At 64.7% G+C, this 22,225-nt stretch carries 24 protein-coding genes; 21 read left to right on the forward strand and 3 right to left on the reverse strand.

What is annotated here, in order from left to right:
- Positions 1–46 precede the first annotated feature (46 nt).
- The 11 genes from ACSQ2H_RS08090 (at position 47) to ACSQ2H_RS08140 (ending at position 9,817) form a co-directional block, all read left to right on the forward strand.
- Positions 47–466 (forward strand): hypothetical protein, encoded by a 420-nt coding sequence (locus tag ACSQ2H_RS08090; protein ID WP_436060927.1) that lies wholly within the window; start codon positions 47–49, stop codon positions 464–466.
- Positions 456–1,865, forward strand: a complete 1,410-nt coding sequence (locus ACSQ2H_RS08095) for a hypothetical protein (RefSeq protein ID WP_436060928.1) — start codon at positions 456–458, stop codon at positions 1,863–1,865. The genes ACSQ2H_RS08090 and ACSQ2H_RS08095 overlap by 11 nt, the downstream gene beginning before the upstream one ends.
- A 25-nt stretch (positions 1,866–1,890) precedes the next feature.
- Entirely contained in the window at positions 1,891–3,957 is a 2,067-nt protein-coding gene (locus ACSQ2H_RS08100) for a hypothetical protein (RefSeq protein ID WP_436060929.1), read from the forward strand.
- Positions 3,954–4,244, forward strand: coding sequence for a hypothetical protein (locus ACSQ2H_RS08105; protein WP_436060930.1), 291 nt, complete (start codon positions 3,954–3,956; stop codon positions 4,242–4,244). The genes ACSQ2H_RS08100 and ACSQ2H_RS08105 overlap by 4 nt, the downstream gene beginning before the upstream one ends.
- Positions 4,245–4,605: 361 nt before the next feature.
- Complete coding sequence (locus ACSQ2H_RS08110) at positions 4,606–5,394, forward strand: hypothetical protein (RefSeq protein WP_436060931.1); 789 nt, start codon at positions 4,606–4,608, stop codon at positions 5,392–5,394.
- A 53-nt stretch (positions 5,395–5,447) separates the two neighbouring features.
- Positions 5,448–6,527 carry a N4-gp56 family major capsid protein gene (locus tag ACSQ2H_RS08115; RefSeq protein WP_436060932.1) on the forward strand — a complete coding sequence of 360 codons (1,080 nt, stop codon included), beginning with the start codon at positions 5,448–5,450 and terminating at the stop codon, positions 6,525–6,527.
- Positions 6,528–6,596: 69 nt separating this feature from the next.
- Positions 6,597–7,070 (forward strand): hypothetical protein, encoded by a 474-nt coding sequence (locus ACSQ2H_RS08120; RefSeq protein ID WP_436060933.1) that lies wholly within the window; start codon positions 6,597–6,599, stop codon positions 7,068–7,070.
- A gap of 208 nt (positions 7,071–7,278) precedes the next feature.
- On the forward strand, positions 7,279–7,716 hold the full coding sequence (locus ACSQ2H_RS08125) for a hypothetical protein (protein WP_436060934.1): 438 nt from the start codon (positions 7,279–7,281) through the stop codon (positions 7,714–7,716).
- Positions 7,717–7,719: 3 nt separating this feature from the next.
- On the forward strand, positions 7,720–8,055 hold the full coding sequence (locus ACSQ2H_RS08130; protein WP_436060935.1) for a hypothetical protein: 336 nt from the start codon (positions 7,720–7,722) through the stop codon (positions 8,053–8,055).
- Positions 8,055–9,431, forward strand: a complete 1,377-nt coding sequence (locus tag ACSQ2H_RS08135; RefSeq protein WP_436060936.1) for a packaged DNA stabilization protein — start codon at positions 8,055–8,057, stop codon at positions 9,429–9,431. The genes ACSQ2H_RS08130 and ACSQ2H_RS08135 overlap by 1 nt, the downstream gene beginning before the upstream one ends.
- 23 nt (positions 9,432–9,454) lie before the next feature.
- On the forward strand, positions 9,455–9,817 hold the full coding sequence (locus ACSQ2H_RS08140; protein WP_436060937.1) for a hypothetical protein: 363 nt from the start codon (positions 9,455–9,457) through the stop codon (positions 9,815–9,817).
- A gap of 41 nt (positions 9,818–9,858) precedes the next feature.
- Here ACSQ2H_RS08140 and ACSQ2H_RS08145 read toward each other — a convergent pair whose 3' ends face one another.
- Entirely contained in the window at positions 9,859–10,170 is a 312-nt protein-coding gene (locus ACSQ2H_RS08145) for a hypothetical protein (protein ID WP_436060938.1), read from the reverse strand.
- A 174-nt stretch (positions 10,171–10,344) separates the two neighbouring features.
- Here ACSQ2H_RS08145 and ACSQ2H_RS08150 point away from each other — a divergent pair, with 174 nt between their 5' ends.
- Genes ACSQ2H_RS08150 through ACSQ2H_RS08165 form a run of 4 tightly spaced genes read left to right on the forward strand, consistent with a single transcriptional unit; the run spans position 10,345 to position 14,769 of the window.
- The gene (locus tag ACSQ2H_RS08150; protein ID WP_436060939.1) at positions 10,345–11,439 is read left to right on the forward strand and encodes a hypothetical protein; all 1,095 of its coding nucleotides are present in this window, start codon (positions 10,345–10,347) and stop codon (positions 11,437–11,439) included.
- Positions 11,439–12,194, forward strand: a complete 756-nt coding sequence (locus ACSQ2H_RS08155; protein ID WP_436060940.1) for a hypothetical protein — start codon at positions 11,439–11,441, stop codon at positions 12,192–12,194. The genes ACSQ2H_RS08150 and ACSQ2H_RS08155 overlap by 1 nt, the downstream gene beginning before the upstream one ends.
- Positions 12,194–12,973: a hypothetical protein gene (locus ACSQ2H_RS08160; RefSeq protein WP_436060941.1), complete on the forward strand. Its 780-nt coding sequence runs from the start codon at positions 12,194–12,196 to the stop codon at positions 12,971–12,973. The genes ACSQ2H_RS08155 and ACSQ2H_RS08160 overlap by 1 nt, the downstream gene beginning before the upstream one ends.
- Entirely contained in the window at positions 12,970–14,769 is a 1,800-nt protein-coding gene (locus ACSQ2H_RS08165; RefSeq protein ID WP_436060942.1) for a hypothetical protein, read from the forward strand. The genes ACSQ2H_RS08160 and ACSQ2H_RS08165 overlap by 4 nt, the downstream gene beginning before the upstream one ends.
- Here ACSQ2H_RS08165 and ACSQ2H_RS08170 read toward each other — a convergent pair.
- Complete coding sequence (locus ACSQ2H_RS08170) at positions 14,731–14,925, reverse strand: hypothetical protein (RefSeq protein ID WP_436060943.1); 195 nt, start codon at positions 14,923–14,925, stop codon at positions 14,731–14,733. The genes ACSQ2H_RS08165 and ACSQ2H_RS08170 overlap by 39 nt on opposite strands.
- A gap of 120 nt (positions 14,926–15,045) precedes the next feature.
- On the opposite strand from ACSQ2H_RS08170, the gene ACSQ2H_RS08175 reads away from it, so the two are divergent.
- The 6 genes from ACSQ2H_RS08175 to ACSQ2H_RS08200 all read left to right on the forward strand — a co-directional run bounded on the left by ACSQ2H_RS08175 (position 15,046) and on the right by ACSQ2H_RS08200 (position 21,514).
- Entirely contained in the window at positions 15,046–16,035 is a 990-nt protein-coding gene (locus tag ACSQ2H_RS08175; protein ID WP_436060944.1) for a hypothetical protein, read from the forward strand.
- Positions 16,032–17,351 (forward strand): hypothetical protein, encoded by a 1,320-nt coding sequence (locus ACSQ2H_RS08180; protein ID WP_436060945.1) that lies wholly within the window; start codon positions 16,032–16,034, stop codon positions 17,349–17,351. Before ACSQ2H_RS08175 ends, ACSQ2H_RS08180 begins: the two co-directional genes overlap by 4 nt.
- Positions 17,352–17,391: 40 nt before the next feature.
- Complete coding sequence (locus tag ACSQ2H_RS08185) at positions 17,392–17,673, forward strand: hypothetical protein (RefSeq protein ID WP_436060946.1); 282 nt, start codon at positions 17,392–17,394, stop codon at positions 17,671–17,673.
- A gap of 169 nt (positions 17,674–17,842) precedes the next feature.
- Positions 17,843–18,595: a hypothetical protein gene (locus tag ACSQ2H_RS08190; RefSeq protein WP_436060947.1), complete on the forward strand. Its 753-nt coding sequence runs from the start codon at positions 17,843–17,845 to the stop codon at positions 18,593–18,595.
- Positions 18,596–18,598: 3 nt separating this feature from the next.
- A complete protein-coding gene (locus ACSQ2H_RS08195) occupies positions 18,599–19,297 on the forward strand; it encodes a hypothetical protein (RefSeq protein WP_436060948.1) in 699 nt (232 codons plus the stop codon).
- Entirely contained in the window at positions 19,298–21,514 is a 2,217-nt protein-coding gene (locus ACSQ2H_RS08200; RefSeq protein ID WP_436060949.1) for a hypothetical protein, read from the forward strand.
- On the opposite strand, the gene ACSQ2H_RS08205 is transcribed toward ACSQ2H_RS08200, so the two are convergent.
- Positions 21,496–22,113, reverse strand: a complete 618-nt coding sequence (locus ACSQ2H_RS08205) for a PEPxxWA-CTERM sorting domain-containing protein (RefSeq protein WP_436060950.1) — start codon at positions 22,111–22,113, stop codon at positions 21,496–21,498. The genes ACSQ2H_RS08200 and ACSQ2H_RS08205 overlap by 19 nt on opposite strands.
- Positions 22,114–22,225: the final 112 nt, after the last annotated feature.

A 22,225-nucleotide genomic window follows, 5' to 3' on the forward strand; every position in this document is an offset into this window, starting at 1 on the left:
GCCCAACGCCTCCGGGAAGCGTATTCCTGAGACCAGAGTAACGCCTATGGGACGACCCAGCAGCTTCACGCCCGAGATCGCCAACGAGATCTGCGAGAGGATCGGAGCGAGTGAGAGCCTGAGGCGCATCTGCCTCGATCCTCACATTCCTGAAGTCTCAACGGTCATTCGGTGGCTGGCCAGGGAAGACGAGCCGTACGTATCGTTTCGCGCACAATACGTGCATGCGAGAGAGGTTCAGGCCGACACGGACGCCGACGACATCGGCGACATCGGCCGGCGCACGCTCTCGGGTGAGTATGATCCCCAGGCGGCTCGGGTCGCGATTGACGCCTTGAAGTGGTCGGCCGGCAAGCGGGCGCCCAAGAAGTACGGCGACAAGGTGGACCTGAACCACGGGGGCGAAGTCGGCCTGACCGTGAACATCAAGCGCTTCACTCCGGACCCCACTGAGAGTGGAGGTTGATCTTCCGGTAAGCTGGCGGCCACGCGACTACCAGCTTCCTCTCTGGGCGTATCTTGAGAACGGCGGAAAGCGCGCAGACATTGCCGCGCATCGTCGTTGGGGCAAGGACGATGTAGCTCTGAACTGGGCGGCTGTGGCCGCTCACATGCGTATCGGTGGCTACTGGCACATGCTGCCCGAGGCTGCGCAGGCCCGGAAGGCGATCTGGGACGCGATCAACCCGCACACCGGCCGCAAGCGCATCGACGAGGCGTTTCCGGTTGAGCTTCGGGCGACGACCCGCGAAGTGGACATGTTCATCCGCTTCAAGAACGGCTCGACCTGGCAAGTGGTCGGGTCCGACAACTTCAACAGCCTGGTTGGCGCTCCGCCGATCGGCATTGTGTTCTCAGAGTGGGCGCTGGCGAAGCCTCCCGCCTGGACCTACCTCCGGCCCATTCTCGCTGAAAACGGCGGGTGGGCTATCTTCATTTGGACGCCCCGCGGCAGGAACCACGCGACCCGGGCGTTCGAGGCGCGAGAGCAAGATCCGACGTGGTTCACCCAGCGCTCAACCGCGCTGGAGACTGGCGTTTTTACCCAGGCGCAACTCGACAAAGAGCGCCAGGAGCTGATCGACGAAGAGGGCTCCGAGGAAGAAGGCGATGCAAAGTTCCGCCAAGAGTACATGGTGGACTTCGACGCCGCGGTGCCGGGCTCGTATTATGGGCCGCAGATCAAGAAGGCGACCGACGAGAAGCGGATAGGCGTCTTCCCGCACGATCCTGCGCTCAAGGTGGACACGGCCTGGGATATCGGGGTCGATGACTACACCGCGATTTGGTTCCTGCAGGAGAACGGCCAGCAGGTTCGGGTCATCGACTATTTCGAGACGAACGGCGAGGGCGCAGAGGCGATCGTCAGGGCGGCAATGCCCGAAATGATCCCCGACGAGGCGGAATTTGCGCAGGCGCTGAAAGACGCCGGCCGCTCGACACCCTACACCTACGGCAAGCACTACCTCCCACACGACGTGATGGTGCGGGAGTGGGGCGCTGGGGCGAAGACTAGGTTTCAGACCCTCACCGCGCTGGGCGTGAAGCCGATCCGCGTTGGGGTGGCCCAAGGACCGGCTGAGCGCATCAACGCAACCCGGCGCATCTTCCCGATCCTGCACTTCGACGCGAAGCGCTGTGCGGCTGGATTGGATCGACTGCGGAACTACCGGAAGCATTTCAACAAGTCGCTCGGCGTCTACACCGGCCCGCTTCACAACGAGGCGAGCCACGGCTCCGACGCCCTGGGCGAGTATGCGGTCAACTGCCTGATCGTTCCGCCAGCAAAGCAAAAGACAGCCCTGCCTAAGGATCGCTGGGCAGCGAGTGACGGGGAGGGCCGAGACGGATGGAAAGTGGCCTGAACCAAAGCATGGGATGCGCGGCCTGATGGCGAACGCCTACGCCGCTCCGCAGGACCAGCCGACGACCAACGCGCCGGCCGACGACAATCTGCCCCAGCTGATCGCCTATTACGAAGAGGCGGAGTCGGCGAGCTACGAAGCTCGGCAGAAATCGGAGCGCGACCGCGATTACGTCGACAACAAGCAGCTGACCGACGCCGAGGTGCGCAAGCTCCAGGAGCGCGGACAGCCACCGGTTACGCTGAATGTCATCCGCAGCCGCGCCAACTTCCTGGGCGGCATGGAGAAGAAGCAGCGCCGCGATCCGAAGGCGTATCCGCGCAACAACCCGAACGACCTCAACGCTGCCGAAGCCTTCACCCAGGGCATGCGCTACGTCGTGGACAAGGCCGACTATCAGACCGCCCGTTCGCTGCTGTGGAAGAACCTCACCATTGAGGGCTTCGGCGGCATTGAAGTGGCGGCCGTGCCGAAGCAGAGCGGCGTCGAGATCCAGATCAAGCGAATGGCCTGGGACCGGCTGTTCTACGATCCGCACTCTGCCGAGCTCGACTTCTCCGACGCCAAGTACAAGGGCGCGGTGCAGTGGATGGACTACGACGACGCGCTGGCCAGAGCCGTGAAGAACGGCATGGACCGCGAGGAAGCTAAGACCATCCTCGACCAAACGATGGACACTGCTCCGACGGCCGGCCAGACCTACGACGACAAGCCATCGTGGACCGTCTGGGCTGACCGCAAGCGCCGTCGGGTCCGGTTCGTGATGATCTGGCATCGCGACGCTGATGGCTGGAAGTACTGCGAGTTCACCCGCGGCGGAAAGCTGCTGGAGCAATCTGGCGCCTACGTCGACCAGGAGGGCGAGACCTATTGCCCTTGGGTGTGGGAGAGCGCGAACGTCGATCGGGACAACAACCGATACGGCGAAGTCCGCCACCTGATCGACCCGCAGGACGAGATCAACAAGCGCCAGTCCAAAGCGCTGCATCTGTTGAGCGTCAACGGCGTCATCGCTGATGAGGGGGCGGTCAACGACATCGGCGCTTCGCGTCGCGAACTTGCCCGCCCCGACTTCTGGCTGACCAAGAACCCGGGAACGAACCTCGAGATCGTCCGAGGCCTGGAGTTGGCGGCCGGACATGCGCAACTGGGCGAGCGCGTCATGCGCTACGTCGGCGAGGCTGGCCCCAACCAGGCGCTACTTGGCAAGGGAACGCAGGACCAATCGGGCCGGGCCATTGAGGCGCAGCAGGCCGGCGGGCTGGTTGAGCAATCCGATCTGATGGATACGCTGCGTCGTCTCGACCGGCGCATCTTCACGACCATTGCGTGGATGATGAAGCAATTCTGGACTTCGACGGTCTGGATTCGCGTCACCGATGACGAACTCGCACCGGAGTATGTTGGCCTCAACGAACCGCTCTGGGTGAACCCGCTGAACGGCGAGACTGCGCCGGAGAGCGCTTGGCGTTCGCTGCATGAGAAGGGGGAGCAGCTTCCCCCGATTCAGCCAGCGTTGGACGACAATGGCCAGCCGAAGCTGAACAACAACGTCGCCGAGCTCGACATGGACATTCTGGTGTCCGACGCGCCCGACGCGATCACCCTGGACGGCGAGAACTTCCAGGCTCTGATGGATCTGATGGGCTCTGGCCTGCCGCCGCCCATGCTGAAACTGGCGATCGAGATGCATCCGGGCTTGGCGGCCAAGCGCAAGAAGCAGCTCACCGACCTGCTCGAGGAACTGACCGCGCCGCAGGAGCCGAACGCTGGACAATCCGACCAGGAGCGTTTGGCCAAGGAGATGGCTGAGGCGAAGATCGCCGAGACCCGCGCCAACACCTACAGCAAGCTCGCTTCTGGATCGGCGACCCTACGCAAGTCGCTCATCGAGCCCATGCCGTTCCCTGACGTTTCGGCCGGCATGATGGATGATCAGGCTCCGCCGCCCGGCCCGGTTGCCTCTGATGGCAATCTCCAGCCCCTAGCGCAGCCGCCCATGCCCGTTGGACCGCAAAGCCGACCTGACAATGCTTCCGGCCCGCCTGTTGGGCTGATGTCTGGTCGGGGGCCGATGGAGCTCGCGGCGTGAGCAACGAGATGACCGCATTGGCCAACGCGGAAGTGGCAAAGGCGGCCGTCGAGGGGGCAGGGCATATCGTCACCCGCACACTCGCGACTGACGATGGCCTAGCGTTTCAACTGCTGATCGAGCCGATCATCGCCAATGAGCGGAAGGGCATCAGCAAGGCCGAGCTCGAGGCGATTGGTCAGCTGGTGATCGGTGCTGGCTTCACCATTGCCAAAGACTGGCAGCCTGCCTGGCTCTCACTGCGCAAATGCGTGGTGGTGACCTGCGTCAACTCGGACGCCGAGTAGGCGGGCGCGCTCACAAGAACCCGTAAGGGCCAAATGGGTCGCGGTACCACTGGCCCTTATCGTCTCGCCAATACCCGAGGAGATCATCGCCACGCACTCCCTCGCGTGGAACTCGGCCGCCATTCTCCAACATGGACTTCACCGGCAGAGCGTTGAGCTCAGAAGCTGACATGTCCTTCGGGCGCCGTTCGTCTGTCATGCCAAAAGTTTCGCATATTCAACGGCATATGACCAATCCAATCTGCGCGTAATGCGCCGATCCGCCCGCTCCGGAACGAGCGAGAAAGACTAGCGTCGTGAGACGCCAGTGGTCCCTTTGATGGAAAATACCCAAACGCCCCCGGCTGGCGATCAAGCCGAGATGGCCCAGACCTCGCTCAATGACATCCTGTCGCCGGCTACTGCCGACGCTGGATTGGGTGAAGGGTCTGGGCCCGAGGCGGGTTCCGAGCCCGCTGCTGTTTCCGAACCGGCTCCGACGCCGGTTGTAAGCGCCCAGCCCGCGACGGCTGAGACCGACCCGGCTTCCAGGCCGGAGCGGGAACAACCCTTCTGGTATCGCAAAGAGATCGAGAAGGAGCGCAAGGCCCGCCAACAGGCCGAGCGACGAGCTGCAGAACTTGAGGCCGGCCGCCATGAGCGCCGGCAGCCCCAGGCCGAACAGCCGCACCGTCTGGACCCTCTCGAAGACCCCGATGCGTACATGGGGGCCATCGAGGCGCGTCTGGAGCGTCAGCGCCTGATCGATCGCCTGGAACGCTCTGAGGAGCGCTTCACCGACAAACACGGTGAGGAGTCCTTCGAGCAGACGCGCGAATGGCTGGCGACCCGTCCCGACATCGAGGAATGGGCGCTCAAGCAGCGCGACCCCTGGAAGGCCGCACACGGCCAGTACCAGAAAGAACGCCTCGCCTCTGAGATCGGCGAAGACCCTGACGCCTGGCGCAACGCTGAACGCGAGCGCATCCGGGCAGAAATCCTTGCGGAGCAGGGCGGAGCGCAAAGCGCGCCGGCTTCTCCTCCGACCATGCGTCCGCCGCCGCCGACGCCTGCCACCGACGTGCGGTCCGCCGCCCCTCGGGATGCTGCAGGTCGATTTGCGGGGCCGACGCCGATGAGCGCGATCCTCGGCAGCAAGTCGGGTCGCTGACCCCAACAGAAGCAGCGTCGTGAGGCGCCGCGTCCCTTAGAAGGAAACCGGCCATGGCGGATACCCGCGCGGCTACCGGTCTCACTGTTGAGCAGTGGGACGACAAGTTCTTCGTCGAAGACATCCAGGAGAACGTCTTCTCGATCCTCTACGAGCAGGGCGAGAACGCGGCCATCCAGGTCAAGGAAGATCTGTCCAAGAAGAAGGGCGACAACATCAACTTCGCCCTGCTGAACCGCCTCACCGGTGACGGTGTCGAGGGTTCGGACGCCCTGGAGGGCAGCGAAGAGGATCTGACCTCCCGCTCGCACAACGTCACCGTCAACAAGCGCCGTCACGGCGTTCTGGTGCCGGAGATGGAGGAACAGAAGTCGGCGATCGGCCTGCGCGATGCGGCTAAGCCGGCGCTTAAGACCTGGGCGTCTGAAAACACGCGCGACCGGATCATCCGCGCTTTCGGATCGGTCAACGGCAAGGCCTACACGTCTGCGTCCGAGGCCGAAAAGGATGCGTGGCTGGTCGACAACGCCGACCGCGTTCTGTTCGGCAACGCGCGCGCCAACAACGCGTCGAACGACCATTCGGCCGCGCTGCTGAACGTCGACTCGACCACGGACGTGCTGAAGAAGGGCTCGCTGAGCCTGATGAAGCGGCTCGCTCGCACCGCGTCGCCGAAGATCCGCCCGATCCAAGACAAGGGCAACGGCAAGAAGGTCTACATCGCCTACGCTCACCCGTACGCGATGCGCGACCTCCGTGCCGAAATGGAAGCCGTGCTGGACGACACCACGGCCGCTGGTCAGGCGATGCGACTGTTCGAGGGCGGCGACCTGCTCTGGGACAACATCATCGTCAAAGAGCTCGAGGACATGCCGGTCTACGCCGGTGTGGGCAACTCCGGCATTGACGTCGCTCCGGTCTACCTCGTCGGCGCCCAGTGCATTGGCTACGCGACCGCCAAGCGCTGGAAGACCATCGAGAAGCGCTTCGACTATGACGACAAGGCCGGCTGCGCGATCGAGGCGATCGACGGCTTCGACAAGCTGACCTTCGGCACCGGCGCCGGCGATACCGACGACCAGAAGGACTACGGCCTGGTCACCGGCTTCTTCGCCGCGGTCGCAGACGCGTAAGCGAACCCCAGAAACCTGACGGGCGGCTCTCAAGGGGGCCGCCCGGCTCTTCAAGAAAGGAGCTCGCTCATGGCGGCTCAGACTTTCGTCGGGGCGCGCGCTGCGGCCGACTTCCCCGTCTACAAGACCCATGGCGCCGGCACTCTGCAGGTCGCCCGAGGCGAATTCACCCTGACCGAGGTGCCTGAAGTCGGTGACATCTGGCAGCTGTGCAAACTGCCGGCCGGCGCCGTCGTCCTTGGTGGCTATTTCGCCGCCACCGACATCGACACCGGCACCGAGACCCTCGACATCGATCTTGGGTGGGCGGGCAATGGCGCTGAGACGGCTGACCCGGACGGCTTCGGCAACTTCGGCCTGATCTCCGGCGACAGTCCGGGTGTGGACGTAACCAACGGCGTGGTGGCGACCCAGCGCAATCTGGGCTTCACCACTCCGCCGACCTTCACCCGTGAGACGATCGTTCAGGCGCAATGCGTTGCTGTGGCCGCCGCTGGCGGTACCGGCAAGCTCGCCGCGGTCATCCACTACGTCGTCCCGTAGGACGCAGGGGAGGGTGGGCTAGCCCTCCCCGAACTTCTTAGTGCTGGGCCTTTCTCCTCGCCGGCTGGCCGCGCCAGGGGCGACAAAACCGGAGCTGATGCGCCCCTTGGCGTAAACGCGGTGGCCCAGGCCGGGTGATTTCTCCCCGGTTCATCTTGCCGCGAATTGGCTCCCCGCGCGGACCTTCCTCACACTCGAGAGAATGACGATGAAAGCACGTTTCGTGGGTGACCCGCGCCGAAATGGCGAGGGGCCCGATGTCATGCACCTCTACGGCGTCGATTTCCCCAAAGGCGAGTGGGTCGGCGACCTACCGCGAGTGCTGGAGGCTAAGCTTCCCGGCAACAATCACTTCGAGACCTCGGACGGTCTGTCGGTTGGCGGCGTCAGCGATATCGTTCCGGGGCAGACCTACACCATCACGGTGCCCGAAGCCGCTCAGGCCGAGCCCTCGCCCAGCGTCGGTTCATTTGCTGCTTTCGATCCGGATGGGGACGGCAAGCCTGGCGGCTCGACCTCCTCGGCTGAGAAAGACGCGCTGTTCGCCCAACTTGATGGCCTCGGCGCTCAGTACGACCGCCGTTGGGGCCCCGCGCGTCTGCAGGCGGCCCTGGAAGTCGCCCAGTTCCAAGCGGGCGAAGACTAAGCTGTGGCCACGCAGGCCGACCTCCGCCGGCTGGTGCTTGCGCACCTGACCGTTGTCGATCCGACGGACGACATTGAGGCCGACCAGGCTTCGCTGCTGGACCTGTTCATCGACGGCGCCACCGCTGAGCTCAAAGAAAAGGGGCTCTGCTGGTGGGGGCCCGATGAAATCCCGGCCGAGATCAGCCTGCCGTTGATGCGCTACGTCGCGGCCCTCGCGTGCGGCGCTTTTGGTAAGCGTGGCAAAGGCTTCGAAAACGATCTTCATCCTGCGCGAGCGTCCATTGCGGCCCTGAAGTCCAGCGAAGCCCGCGAAGTCGTTCGAGGGCAATACTCCTGATGGGGCAGCGCGTACTGCTCCAGCACGGACGCAAGACTGCTCCGGCTAAGGTGCCGGCGGAAAGCGTCGAGCGGCTGATCAACGGCTACATGGAGGCCAAGCCCGACGGTAAGCAGCCGACGCCGGTCTACGGCGCTCCTGGACTGTTCCCATGGTGCATGGGCCTAGCGGGCCCTCCGCGGGGCCAGGCCATGATGGCCGACCAGATTTATGCGGTCGCCGGGCAGAAGCTCTATCTCGTCGCGGTTGGCGGCGTGACGACTGAGCTCGGTGACATCCCTGGCGTTGACGACGTCTGCATGGCCACCGACGGGGCAAACCTCGTCATCACGGCCGAGAACGAAATCTACGTCTGGGACGGCGAGACGCTCAACATCGTCACCGATCCGGACGCTCCTGACGCGTCGTCGGTCGCCTACACGGACGGCTTCTTCGTGTTCAGCGAGACGGGCACCCAGCAGTTCTTCATCTCGGGGCTTCAGGCCCCCCTGGACTACGACGCTCTGGACTTCGCTTCGGCGGAGTGGAAGCCCGACATCCTGATCCGCACCTTCGTGCTCCGGCGGACGCTCTACCTCTTCGGAACGTCGAGCCTTGAAGCGCAGCAGAACGTCGGCGGAGCAGACTTCCCGTTTGCGCCCTACCAAGACCTTCTGATCGACGCCGGCCTGGTGGGCATGCTCGCCGTCACATCGTGCGCCGACACCATGTTCTGGATGGCGCCAGACCGGACCGTGCGCCGCCTGGATGGCATTACGGCCACCCGGATCAGCCACCACGATATCGAGCGCATCATTCTCTCGTGGCTGCAGCCTGAACTCACCGTGGCCTCTTCGCTGGTTCACGAGGGTCACCTCTGGGTCATCTTCCGAAACCCCGAAGGTTGCATCGTCTGGGATCAGTCGACCGAGCTCTGGCATGAGCGCGCGTCTCACGACTCCCCGACATGGAAGGCGAAGCACTTCGCTGAGGCCTACGGGCTGAAGCTGTGCACGTCAGCGACCGACGGGAAGATCTACCGGCTGGAAGGTGACGTTCACGACGAAGACGGCGACGTCCTCGCCTTCGAAATGGTCACCCCCTACGCCTTCGACGCGGGAAAGCGTTTCTCCGTCCAGGAGGTGGAGGTTCTGACGCAGCCGGGCTCGGGGACCTTGGTCCAAGACCCCGCGATCACGCTCCAGCGCACAACTGATGGGGAGGTCTACAGCGGGCCGAAGATCAGGCGCTACGGGAAGGCGGGCGAACGTCAGAGGCGCGTCCTCTTCGGCTCGCAGGGGGCCGGCCGGCAAATGGCTTTCAAGATCCGCATCACCGATCCCGTGCGCCGCGCCATCCTGGGCGTCTTCGCTGAGATCGATAGCGAGGTGGTCTAGTGGCTCGCCTTCAAGTTCCGCCGATGAGCGTGCCGCTGATGGCGCCAGACGGCTCGATCAATCAGGCGTGGATGAGCTTCTTCATCGCCATTGAAGATCTGCTCGGCGGGTACAATGCCGAGGGGGCCCAGCCGCGGAGTGACGTTCTCGACGGCCTGGCAGAGCTCAACGGGACGGCCGGCGTATTGGTCCAGGTCGACCCCGACGACTTCACCAAGCGCACCATCTCAGGAACCGCTGGCCAGATCGCCGTGACGAACGGAAACGGCGTGTCGGGCAACCCGACGATCGCGCTGGCCGCGGTGCCTGGCGTCGCGGGCACCCACGCTTCCCCGACGTCGATAACGGTCGACGGGCAGGGGCGCATTACGGCGATCTCACCTTGATCGTTGAAGACCGGGACCCGGACTTTTGGGTCGGGATCGCCTCACATCCGGCCTTGGCCCACCTTCTGGGTGGCCATGATCCAGAGCTGATCGCCAATCTCCCGGCCGGAGCCGTCCCACTCCGCGCCGAGCATGGCGGCTTCATCTTCCTGCCCGCCGACAGCTTCGGTCGGGTCTACGAGCTCCACACGCTGTTCACCCCAGAAGGTTGGGGGAGGGAGGCTTTCCAGGCCGCTCGAGAAGCCTTCGATCTGATCTTTGACCGTGCCGATCTCGTCATCACTCACGAAACCGAGCACCCGCAGTCCAGGCCGCCCAAGACCTTCCGCTTTGTTCGACTTGGCGAACATCAAGCTACGCCTCACGGCGTGCTGCGGCTGTGGATGCTCACCCGCGACGCATGGCTGACTTCGCCAGCTAGGAGCCGCTGAATGCCCGTAATTCCCGCAATTGGCGCTGGCCTAGCAGCGCTTGGCACCTCTGGTGGCGCTGCGATTGCATCTGCTGCCATCGGCGCAGGTGCGACCATGATCGGCTCTGCGAACGCAGCCAAGGCTGCTCGCGAGGCCGGCAACCAGCAATATCAGGCGACCCAGGACTCGCTGGCGCTTCAACGCGAGATCTATGAGCAAAACCGCGCCGACAACGAGCCCTTCCGTCAGGTTGGTCTGAACGCGGCCAACGCGCTGAGTGGTGCGTTTGGCCTGGGGCCCGTCAGCATGACCGGTTCCTCGTCTTCCGCGGGCGGCGGCTCGGCTCCCAGCGTCGACTGGGACGCCTATCTGGCCGCCAATCCTGACATTGCGGCAGAGTACCGGCAGGAGGCGACGCGGGACGCGAAGTCTCAAGCCAACCTCCAGGCCATCGGCGCGAACTCGCCTGAGGCGTACGCCCAGTGGCACGTCAACAACTATGGCGCTCGGGGGGAACTGCCGATGATGGCGGTGGCCCAGAGCGCGCCCGCTGCGGCCAGCCCCGGTGGCGCTCAAGCCGGCTACACCGATCCGACGGCAGTCGGCGGTTACACGATGACGGAGCGTGCTGCACTCGCTCCCCTCGACGTCAGCCTCAACGCCTTCCGCGCGTCGCCGGACTACGAGTTCCGCTTCGCCGAGGGAGAGAAGGCGCTCGGCTCCATGGCATCGGCCAACCGTGGCCTGATGAGCGGCCAGCGCATGAAGGCACTAACCCGCTACGGCCAGAACATGGCTGACGGCGAATACACCGACTGGCGGAACTACGTGACCGGCCAATACAACGCCGATCGCAACTTCAATGAAGCGCAATATCAGACGGACCGCTCGCGGCTCGACAGCCGATACGACACGCGAAACAATCAACTGATGACGCTGGCCGGGTTCGGGTCTTCCGCGACCGCCCAGAACCAGAACGCCGCTCAGAGCTTCGCGAACAACTCCACGAACCTGAACCTCGCCGGAGCCCAAGCCCAGGGCAACGCAGGCATGAACGCCGCGAATGCGTGGAACCAGGGGCTAGGCAACCTGATGACAGCCGGCGCCTATCTCGGCGGCCAATACCTGGGCTCCAAGACCGCCGGCACGCCCCCGATCACGAACCAGGGCTACTCGAACGGCTACAACCCCACCTGGATGGCATCCTGATGGTTGAACTCTACGTTCCCCGTGTCGCAGACGCGATCAACGCCTTTGAGGCTGGTCGTGAAGGCGCGATGACCCGTCGCAAGGATCAAGCCGCGCAGATGATCGGCGGCGCGATGTCCCGCGGCGACTACCGGGGCGCTGCGGAAGCGGCCTATGGCGTCGGAGACTACGGCGTCGGCCTGAAGCTGGAGCAACTCGGCACCGATCGGGCCACGCAGGACCGCATGCAAGGGTACGGACGGCAGTACGCTGAAGGGAAGGGCGGCGACGCGGTGAAGGCCGCCTATGCCGCTGGCGACTTCGAGATCGGTAAGGAACTTGCCGCCGCCATCGCTGCCGCCAGTGAAGCTGATCGCGCTTTCATGAAGGAGAAGGCCGAACGGATCGCCGCCATCGTGGCGCCGCTCGGTGACATTCCTGAAAGCGACATGGATCGGCGGCGGGCGTTCATAGCTGAGCACACCCCCGAACTCCTGGCGGCCGGCTACACCCAAGACCAACTCGCTTCGTTCGAGCCCACAAACGCCAATCTCGCTCCGATCTACAGCCAGGCGCTCGGTCTGAAGGACTACCTGGGCAATCAGCGCGACGACAAGAAATTCGCCGCCGACGAGGACTATCGGAAGCAGCAGCTCCGGATCAGCCAAGGGCAGCTCGGCGTGGCGCAGGGTAATCTGGCGCTCTCCCAGCAACGTGAGAACCGCGTTGCTGCTGGTGGCGGAGCTAGTGGTGGCGGCGGCTGGGAGGAATTCTGATGGACGACCTTCCGGAAGGCTTCCGCATCGATCCCGGCCTCTCGCAGCAGTTCGGCACTACGGTCGCCGTGAATGACGAGGGCCGCCGCATCCGTTGGGCGGGAAAAGGGGCCGGCAACCCCAACAAGGTCTACGCGGAAACTCTGGCCCGAGAGAAAGCCAAGGGCGACGTTGCTCGTCTGGAGGCGGCCGGCGAGGGTGAGCGCAACGCCTACGGCATGGAGGCCACCGCCAACCGCGGCTTGGCGCTCCTCGATCGCACCCCGACCGGCCCGCTGGCCGATCTGCGCATCGACCTTGGGCGCGCGGTTGGTGGAACACCGCTCAGCATACTGCCCGGCATCCCCAACCGGGAAGAGACGACCAACCTCGAACTCTTCCGCAACATCGGAAGCCAAGGTGCGCTGGGCGATGTCTCGAAGCTGAAAGGCCCGCTGTCGGAAAAGGAGCTGGCGTTCATCCAGCGCCTGCAGGCCGACCCCAACGCGACGAAAGAGACCAACCGGCAAGTTCTCGAGGCCCAGAAGTGGGTGGCTCGCCGCCAGGCAGCCTATGCCAACGGCCTGCGAACCTGGACGTCGCGCCTCGGCTCGCCGAGCGCCACGAACCCGCGCGGCCAGACCTTTGACGCTTGGTGGGGGCAGTACTCCGCCGAACGTCTTCCGCCTCCGGGTGTGGGCGCTCCGGCCAAAGCTAGCAGCGGCTCGGCCTCCGCCAGTGGGGGAGGCGGCGCGCAAGTGAAGATCGGCGACTCCGTCTACGAGGTCCGCGAGAAGTGAAGACCTTCGAGGTTAAGCTCGGCGACGGCAGAACCGTCGAGATCGACGCTCCTGATGCGCAAACCGCTGCGAAGGTTGCTGCGCGCTACGAGCGGAAGAAGCCGACGACCGCGTATGGCAAGGCCATGCAGCGTGTCGAAAAACGCGACGCCTTCCGGCGAGAGAACAACGAGCGTTTCGGGGGCGGGATCGCCTCAACCCTGGACGATCTGGCGGGCCAAGTCGCCCGTAACACCGGCGCCTTCGACGAAGTGGCCGGCGGGATTAACTACGCCATGCAAGGTGGCGAAAACCTCGTTCGCCGGATGACAGGGAAGCCTATTGAGATTCCGGCTGCCGTAGCCGGCAAGGCGGCCATGGACTTCGAGCGTCGGGAGCGCGCTCGTGTTGCCCAAGAACGTCCGATGCTCAACACCGCAGCTTCAATTGGAACGATCGTGACTTCGGCTCGCCCAACCGGCGCTGCGATGTTCAGCAATCCGGTCAAGGCTGGCGCAGCGGCTGCCGCTCAGAACGCACCCTTCGCCTTGGCTCGCCAAGAGGGCAATCTGGCCGAGCGCTTGCCGGGTGCAGCGAAGGAGACCGCGCTCGTCGCCGGCACCGCTGGCCTGATGACGGCTGGAGCCAATAAGCTGGCCGCGGGGGCTTCGCGGGCGCGAGCCAAGCCGTCAGCGGCTCGACAGCTTTCCCAGCAGGGCGTTGAGCTCACTCCCGGTCAGATGATGGGCGGCGTGGCTCAGCGCGCGGAAGACGCTGCGACCAGCGTTCCGATCCTGGGAGATGCGATCCGAGAGGCGCGGATTCGTGGAGTTGAGAGCTTTGACCGGGCCGCTCTCGGTCGCACACTAGATCCCATTGGCGAGACCATGCCGGCGACTGTCGATGTGGGGCGCGATGGGGTGCGGCACGCTGCCGAGCGCATCTCCAACGCCTACGAAAAGGCGCTGACGGGTGTTCGGGTCGCTCCCGACTCTCAGCTCTCGCAGGAGTTCTTGAGCGTCGCTAACACGCCGAACCTGACGGCTGCGCAGCGAGAAAGCCTCGACACCATCATGGGCGACATGTCGTCCCGGTTCGCAACCGCCGTCGACGGCGATGCGTGGAAGGTGATCGACAGCGACCTTGGCAAGGCGATCCGAGCCGCCGACAACGCGAGCGCCAGCCAACCCGGCGGAACGATCCTGAAGGACGCTCTGCAACGGTTGAGGGATGCACACCTCGGTGTGCTGCAGCGGCAGAACCCGGAGGCCTTCCAAGCTGTTCGGGCGGCCGATGCTGCGACCGCCAATCTCGCGCGCATTCGTCAGGCCAGCCAGTACACCGGGACGTCAGCGCGAGGCGGGGTGTTCACCCCAGCCGATCTGAACCGGGCAGTCCAGGGCATGGACACCTCCGCCGGCAATCGCGCCTTCGCCCAAGGCGATGCGCTGCTGCAAGATCTCACCGAACCGGCCATGCAGGTTCTGCCCCAGACTGTCCCCGACAGCGGCACGCCGTTCCGTTCGTTGATGACGGCCGGCGGCCTCACCGGGGGGGGCGTTGCAGTTGGGGTGAGCCCGACGGCTGCAGCTGCTGGCCTGGGCGGTCTGATGACCGGGGCTGGCGTGTATAGCCGTCCTGCCCAGGCCGCGCTCAACGCTATCTACAGAGCGGCGAGCCCGGGGCAGGCTAGTGCAGCCTTGGCGCAACTCCAGGCCCTTGCCGCGCGTGATCCGGCAATAGTGCCGCTCTACACTGACGCGGCGGCGTACCTCGGGCTACCGGTTGAACGGCCAGTCGCCGTTGGCATGCAGTAGGAACAGCGTTCCGATCGCCAACACGACTAGCATCGCCGCAAGTTTCTTGGGCCAGCCAGCGGTAAGCATCGGTTCCTTCACATGAGCGATCGGCACGTCACGAGGCGGCTCAACCACCACGAACTCTGCGTCGGTCACTTTCTGCTTCTCAGTCATGCGACCGCATCATGCCACGGCAACCTGAGGGCGTGAAGGGCGGCTAAGCCCCCAACCCCGACCAGCGCTCAGAACACAGCAACGTCGAGATGACGTCGCGTCCAAATTCACGGAGTCCGCATGGCTGCAGGACGCATCGTAATCCCGGGCCTGATGCCCGCGGAGGACCATAACGGCAACCGCATCCCAGGCGCGCTGCTGTACTTCTACGAGAACGGCACCACGGCGCTGAAGTCGGTGTTCACGACCGCCGCGCTCGACGTTCAGCTGCCCAACCCCGTTGTGGCGAATGACGTTGGGGTCTTCCCTGCGATCTGGGCTGACAACGTCGAAGTCTACAGCATCGCTGCCACGGAAGCGGACAACACGCCCATTCCCGGGGTGAACTACGATGGCGTCACGTCATCGAAGGACGCCACGCTGGCTTCTGCCGACCTGGCCGAAGCTGCGAAGATCTCGGCGGAGGCGGCTCGCGACCAGACGGTAGCGATCAACGAGAAGTTCGGGGACGTCGATGAGGCCATAACTGCGGCTCAGGCCGCCCAGGAAGGCGCTGAAACCGCTGAGGCGGGCGCTGAGGCCTCGGAGGCTGCAGCCCTGGCTGCACAAATGGCAGCCGAGGCCGCTCAAGCTGCTGCCGAGCAAGCTCGCGACGAAGCCCAGGACATCGCCGGCTTCGACGTGTCGAAGATTGTGCGCGTTGATACCGCCCAGTCCTTCAATGATGCGGAGAAGGTTCAGGCCCGCGCCAACATCGGGGCGCAGGCGCTTCTGGCCCTTGTCGATCGGCAGAAGGTCGCGCGGCCGTCCATTGCGGCTGGCGCACTCACCCTCGACTGCGCTGCCGCGTCCGTCTTCGAGGTTTCCTGGGACGCGAACATCACGTCCCTGACGCTGAGCAACCTCGCGGCCGGCACTGACGCGCAGACCCTCAGCCTGATCCTGGTGGCGGCCGGCGGAGCGACCTTCGCCCCCGGAGCGGCGTTCAAGAACATCGGCGACACGCCGATCTTCAACACGACCACCAATGCGCGAAACTTCCTCACCCTGACGACCACTAGCGCCGGGACGAGGGTCGACTACGCTTTCGCCGGAGCCTCTGCGCCGTGACGCTTGGTCGTCGCCTCCTGCTGGGCGGACGCGGTGTCTCGCCGATCGGCCAAGCTGAGTGGACGGTTCCTGGAACCTATGCGTTCCGAGTGCCTGCCGGCGTTCGCTATCTCGAAGGCGTTGCGATCGGGGGCGGCATTCCAGGGCCGAACACCTCGCCATTCAACGGCGGCTGGGGTGCGAACAACCACTGGCGCAATCGCATCCCGGTCACGCCGGGCGAGTGGCTGATCATCAAGGTCGCCAACGGAAACGGCTTGTTCGCCGACAAGGAAAGCTACGTTCGCCGTGGCGCGACCAACCTGCTTTTTGCGACCAACCGAAACCTTGGAGTTCCGCAGCATCCGACGCTGGGGGGTGGCGGCGGCGACGGCGGATCGCCCGGCAGCGGATCGCCGGGCAATGGCGGCCTCGGGGGTGGTGCTGCGGGCTATGCGGGGGCCGGTGGCAAGGGTGGAAACTACTACGACACCACGAGTGGCGCGTTCGCCGATACCGACAGCGGCGGCGGCCGGGGAGGTGACGCGAACGGCGTCCCGACAGGTTGGCAGAGCGCCAACGGCGAGGGTACGGGCCTACTTGGGCGCTCGGCGGACAAGACCACTTCACTGGGCGCGGTCAAGTGCGGCTGGGGCGGTTGGGCGGCGGGCACTGGCGGCGGGGATGGCGGTGTTCGCCTGATCTGGGGCGGGTCGCGCCTCTACCCAGACAGCGTGCCCGACCTGGCCGCCGCCATCGAGGCGGCGTTCATCTCTTCGGCGAACGGCAACGCGGTCATGCCCGCAGCCTTCACCTTCCACACCGACGCCCAGGAAGGTGACCTGGTTCTCGCCCTTCCGGTGTTCACCTCGAACGGCAGCCTGACCGGCGTCACCGGCTCCGACAATTGGGGCCGGGCGGGCGGGGTGTTCTGGAAGCAGGTCACCCAAGACGACATCGACGCGTCGCAGGCCGGCACTGTGAAGTTCGGCGGGTCAGGCTCGATCCAATGGGTCACGCTGGTCTATCGCGGCGCGAACGTCGCTGCGATGCGCAGCCAGGGCGGAAGCGCGGGAGCGAGCTCACTCACCCTCGCTGGGTTCACGAAGCGGCTGGACTGCAAGCGCGTCGTCACGATCGCCCACGACACCCTATCGGGCTCAGCGCTGACGCTTCCGACGGGCTTCACGAGCCGTGTGTCGCGCACAACGCCCCGTCGGCAGCGCGGCGCCGATAAGCCCCCCTCTGCGTACAGCAACGGGGAAGCCGTGGTCTGGCCAGGCGTAGACACCGACGAAGGCGGCGGAGCCGTCGGATACCTGATCGAGCTCTTCTAGCTCCAATCTCGAAATTCAATAGAAAGCAAGGAGTTGGCTCGTGGCCCTCACCCTCTTTGAGTACGAAGCCGTTTCTGCACATGGCGAACCGCTTCAGCCCCCTGCGGCGCGCAGGACCGCGCTTGCGTCCGGGCAAGCTCATCGCCTTGGCGCCTCGACAGTCTATGCGGCGATCGTGCCGGGCGTGAACACCTACGTTCGGATCAGCGAAACCGGCGCCGCGGCAACGTCTGCTGATCACTTCGTCCCCGCTGGCGAGACCCGGGGCTTCCCAGTCCAGAAGCGCTCGAGGCCGTACGTCTACGGGCTGGACGCGGCCTGATGCGGCGCTTGGTGCAGCCCATTGTCGGGCGGCTCGTGACGCCGCTGAACATGGCCACGGGGCAGAGCGTATCTCCGCCGCCCCCAGATCCTGAAGACGGCCGCCGGCTGGACTTCAGCACCCCCAGCAACTCGCAATTCCTCGCCTTGCTCTTCAGGGAGTTCTGACCATGGCATGGCCTGACGACATCGCCGTTCTCGACGCCAACGACGTCGAACGCGCAATCAAAACCCCCAACCCCAACGGTCCGGCGGACGAAGCGGACTCTGCTCCGGTCGTTCTCTCCACTCAGGACCGGGGTCTGCTCGGCGCACTTACTGAGACGGCGCCTACGACCGACACCGCATCGGCTGGCCTGAATGGACGCCTGCAGCGCCTGGCGCAGCGGGCGACGAGCCTGATCGCGTTGTTCCCGACCAGCATCGGGGCCAAGGCGCGCAATGCGTCTCTGGGTGTTGCGCTCGCGACCGAGGATAGGGCTGCGCTCGACGCCCTCGCGACCGAGGCCACCCAGGATGCGGTCAAAACTGCCGTCGAAACGGTTGCCGAGCAAATGCTCTCGGAAGACCCCGCAGCTGTGAACGAAGTCCCGTCGGCGATGCACTACACGCCGGTGGCCGGTACCGCCAAGTATCTGGTGACGGGCTCTCCGGGCGTGCTGACGAACTATTTCATCTACAACCCGCACGCCACCGATACGCTCAGCGTGCAGCTCTTCGACAAGGCGACCACCGCCGCCGTGACCCTCGGCACCGACGTGCCGGCGCAGAGCTTCCCACTCGGCCCAAAGCAGGGTGCGAACGTCGCTGGGCTCGATCTGAACTTTGGTGTCGGCATCGTCATGGCCGCGATCAAGGATCTGTCCGGCAGCACCGCGCCGACGACCGGCGCTGTGGTCAACCTCGGCTTCCGAGCGCCGTAAGCCATGGCTACTGCACTCGCGTCCATCGGGGCTACGGCCGGAACGAACGCGCAGATAGGCAATGATGCGCGGGTGCTGACGCTCGATGCTGGGGCGGCGGTGGGCGACGTTGTCGCCGGCTTTGTCTACGCCTCATCCAGCGTCCTGCTGTCGAGCATCACCGATCCGAAGGGCAACACCTGGACGATCCGCACCGCGTACAATTCTGCCGGAACTGAGCGCTGGTACTTCGTCGATGCGGTGATCACGAACGCCCTGGCCGCCGCTGATACGCTGACGTTCAACTTCTCGGGCACGGCCGGGCGTCGGGCGATCGTTCTCGGCAAGATGACCGAGATGAACACCTCGGACCTGTTCGACAAGCAGGGCGCGGGAACGGCGGGAGCGACCACGACCACGCCGACGCTGAGCGTTGATGCGGCGAGTCAGGCCAACAGCGTCATCCTCTGCGGCATGTACTTCTCGTCGATCGCGGGGAACATCACCGAGGACGCAGACTATACCGACCTCGGCTCGGTGAGTTTTGACAACCGCAAAGTCCACTTGGCGGGGAGGGTTGTCACCTCGGCCGCGGCCGACACGTACAACCCGACCAACAGCGCCTCGAACTCGTACAACGGGAACTGGGCAATCTACAAAGTTGCTGGCGCACCGCCGCCCGCCACCGTCACCAGCAATCTGGCCTTGCTTGGAGTGGGTTGAATGAGCCGTGCGGAACTGAAGCTGGTCGCTTCGCGCGGCATCGCCCAGGCTATCTCGCCGCCGGTGTGCGTCACGCCGCCGACGATTGAGGCAAGCGACTTCCGGGTTGGCGTGCCCATGACGGGCTTGCCCGGCACCTGGGTGGGCGCGGAGGTCTTAAGCTATCAGTGGCTGATGGACGACACCCCGGTCTTGGGCGCAACGAACACCGTCTACACGCCGACGGCTGAGGATGAGGGCAAGGCGCCATCCTTCCGGGTTGAGGGGGCCAACGCCTCGCCGCATTCCCCGACGGTTGCCATCAGCGAGGCCGGCGACGCCATCGCAGAGGAGATCCCGCAGGACCCGGTGCTTCCGGTGTCACAGACCGTGCGATTCATGCCGAAGACGCGCGCAGGGCACGGTGGCCACAAATGCGGATACGGCGGCACAGGCTACCTGAAGGTCACGGGTGCGGCCGCCACCTATGTCCGGATTGACGATCTCAACCAGCTTGTTCCGGTCGGTACATTCGGGGCCGTTGCCCCCGCGTGGGCGGCGGGAAGCACCTACTCTGGCACCCTGGTTGAGTACGCCGACGCTGGGCTTACCAATCCGACTGGTCGAACGGGCGCTCTGTCGGTGTCGGTCGCCAGTCAGAACGGCTACACGATCACGTGGCGGCCAGCGCCCGCAGCCAACAATGACGAGGCCAACTCGCAACTCAGGACCGTCCTGAACGGCGACGCCTCGCTTGGCTACGTTATCGAAGTGCGGGACGGGGCCGTGCTTAACCCGACCGGCGCGGATTGGCGCCTCCGGACTACCTACACCGCTGCGCAGACGGCTGCCCGCGCTGCGGCCTTCACGGGCGAAAATCACGTGGTTATCCGTCCCGAAACGCCGCTAGCCGCCACGCTGCGCTGCATAAAGCTGGAGGGGCAAAAGCTCCACCGCGTCGACTATCTGCGGTTCCAGTATTTCACGGGGCAACTAACGTCTGCCGCGGTTCAGCCCATCGCTTCGACGACTGCCGTCTTCATGGAAACGGCTGGTGCAGACCACATCGATATTTGGGATTGCGACATCAGCTCGACGCCGAACAGCGAGTACGGCGGCGATCAGTTCTCCGGAATCTACACCACCTACACGGCCCGGCGTTGGCGTGTTCGGCGTAACAGGGTCCACGACGTCATGGGCGGGATTTACCTGCTCAACAGCCCTACAAAATTCGACTTCGGCACGGCCTGGACGGCGCTTCCTACCGATCAGAACGACCACCACGACAGCGCCGACTGCTTCCACGAGGTCTCGTTCAACGAGGTCTATCGGGTCTCCAACGACGAGATCAACATCTCCAACTCTACGGGCCCGCTCGTTTATGGGAACGTGCTCTACGACAAGGTGACCGGCGTTCGTCCGTGGGACGCTCTAACCGCGCAGCAGAAGCTCACCGGAAACAGCCCCTACGACACGAACGTTCAGCCCCACGGCGACAGCCTGTCGTTTGACTGGTCAAAGTGCCTGTTCGGCTCGGTTGATGGCCCGAAGGTCTGGAACAACTGCATGAGCCGCGGGCTGGGCCGCGACACAATGCCGTTCTACACCTCGCCGCCCTATCCGAACCCCGACAGCAAGGGCTACGTGCCCGCGGCCAACAAGGTCTACAACAGCTCCCAGGGTGTCTGGTTCGCGAACAACGACAACGAGGTCGTGGCCCGCGGCTGGGACGGCGTCAGGGGCTCGGGCACCGGCTATCCCGTGATTCTCAAAGCCCCCCAGGTGATCAACAACACCTACAATCGAGACATGGTGAACGGCATTGCCGTGAACTATGCCGAGAACCCGATCATCGAGAACAACTCGATCATGGGCTGCAAGAACGTGCCGACGGCGAACTTCATTGCCGCCGCCGGCCGGATCTCCTGCAACAACATCTCGGGTACTCAGGGCCGCATCCGCCGGAATATCGGCAATGGACCTAGCATCTCAGTCAGCTACGCCGCTGGTGGCTCCCTGGCGTCGTACGGTGAGAACATCTTCGTCAGCTACACCGCGACCACGGGCGATACGGCCTACGGATCGGTGTGGAACGACCCCGTGGACGGACCATCGTTGCGTCACCTGGCCGACTGGCAGGCCCACTATCGGGCCAAAGTCGGCGGCCCGGCTGATCAGTCTAGCCCGATCGGCGCGTTCAAGACGAACGGCGATCCCGTTCAGCTGTACGCGGCCTGACGGCGACGAAGGGCGGTTCCGGCCAAGCCAAAGCCGACGATCATCATCGCCCAGGTAGCCGGTTCCGGCACGGCAGTGAAGTCGCTCACCTGGATGGACACGCGCATTCGGTCGCTAGATCCGTCCGATATGAAAATGCCCTCGAAGTAGGTGAGCGCGTTATCCCAGTACAGTTCACTGCAGTAGCCAGAGGTAGCGGCGGTGCATTCCTTCTTCGTCCAGTTCCGCGGCGTCATAAGCTTGGCGACCGCGTAACCCGGGCCCTTGATCTGGATGCAGCCGTTGGCGACGGAACAGACCTGTTCAAAGGCATATTCGTTGCCGTTGACCATGCCGATTCCCGCGTCCCAGTAGCTGTAGGTCACGTCGCGGGTTGTCTGAAGCATGGAGTCGGGGCGGAGCGATCCGCCGTCGAAGAAGATCTTCACGAACGCCTGCATGCCGGCGTCTGGCGCAAGGAACGAGGTGTACGGGTAGGCCAACCCGCTGCCCTCTTCGAAGTAGTTGTCGTTCGTCGTCACGATCTGAGCCGCCATGGCGCTCGAGCCCGCGAACAGCGATGCGGCCGCAGCAGCGGCGACCAAAAGCTTCCTGATCATCTCACTCTCCCCAGAGTTGGTTAAGCAAGACGCCGGGTTGAACGAGAGTCAATCCGGGCTCGCCCGTTAGGCGAACCGGCCCCCCCCAAAGCCAAAATTCAACACCCGGACG

Source organism: Phenylobacterium sp. LjRoot97 (assembly GCF_964254345.1).
Classification (GTDB): Bacteria; Pseudomonadota; Alphaproteobacteria; order Caulobacterales; family Caulobacteraceae; genus Phenylobacterium.

Excerpts from the sequence above, each read along its gene's own strand:
- ACSQ2H_RS08090 (WP_436060927.1), top strand. The coding sequence starts at position 47 with ATGGGACGACCCAGCAGCTTCACGCCCGAGATCGCCAACGAGATCTGC.
- ACSQ2H_RS08100 (WP_436060929.1), top strand. The coding sequence starts at position 1,891 with ATGGCGAACGCCTACGCCGCTCCGCAGGACCAGCCGACGACCAACGCG.
- ACSQ2H_RS08110 (WP_436060931.1), top strand. The coding sequence starts at position 4,606 with ATGGCCCAGACCTCGCTCAATGACATCCTGTCGCCGGCTACTGCCGAC.
- ACSQ2H_RS08115 (WP_436060932.1), top strand. The coding sequence starts at position 5,448 with ATGGCGGATACCCGCGCGGCTACCGGTCTCACTGTTGAGCAGTGGGAC.
- ACSQ2H_RS08120 (WP_436060933.1), top strand. The coding sequence starts at position 6,597 with ATGGCGGCTCAGACTTTCGTCGGGGCGCGCGCTGCGGCCGACTTCCCC.
- ACSQ2H_RS08125 (WP_436060934.1), top strand. The coding sequence starts at position 7,279 with ATGAAAGCACGTTTCGTGGGTGACCCGCGCCGAAATGGCGAGGGGCCC.
- ACSQ2H_RS08135 (WP_436060936.1), top strand. The coding sequence starts at position 8,055 with ATGGGGCAGCGCGTACTGCTCCAGCACGGACGCAAGACTGCTCCGGCT.
- ACSQ2H_RS08140 (WP_436060937.1), top strand. The coding sequence starts at position 9,455 with ATGAGCGTGCCGCTGATGGCGCCAGACGGCTCGATCAATCAGGCGTGG.
- ACSQ2H_RS08150 (WP_436060939.1), top strand. The coding sequence starts at position 10,345 with ATGATCGGCTCTGCGAACGCAGCCAAGGCTGCTCGCGAGGCCGGCAAC.
- ACSQ2H_RS08155 (WP_436060940.1), top strand. The coding sequence starts at position 11,439 with ATGGTTGAACTCTACGTTCCCCGTGTCGCAGACGCGATCAACGCCTTT.
- ACSQ2H_RS08160 (WP_436060941.1), top strand. The coding sequence starts at position 12,194 with ATGGACGACCTTCCGGAAGGCTTCCGCATCGATCCCGGCCTCTCGCAG.
- ACSQ2H_RS08170 (WP_436060943.1), bottom strand. The coding sequence starts at position 14,925 with ATGACTGAGAAGCAGAAAGTGACCGACGCAGAGTTCGTGGTGGTTGAG.
- ACSQ2H_RS08175 (WP_436060944.1), top strand. The coding sequence starts at position 15,046 with ATGGCTGCAGGACGCATCGTAATCCCGGGCCTGATGCCCGCGGAGGAC.
- ACSQ2H_RS08190 (WP_436060947.1), top strand. The coding sequence starts at position 17,843 with ATGGCATGGCCTGACGACATCGCCGTTCTCGACGCCAACGACGTCGAA.
- ACSQ2H_RS08195 (WP_436060948.1), top strand. The coding sequence starts at position 18,599 with ATGGCTACTGCACTCGCGTCCATCGGGGCTACGGCCGGAACGAACGCG.
- ACSQ2H_RS08200 (WP_436060949.1), top strand. The coding sequence starts at position 19,298 with ATGAGCCGTGCGGAACTGAAGCTGGTCGCTTCGCGCGGCATCGCCCAG.
- ACSQ2H_RS08205 (WP_436060950.1), bottom strand. The coding sequence starts at position 22,113 with ATGATCAGGAAGCTTTTGGTCGCCGCTGCTGCGGCCGCATCGCTGTTC.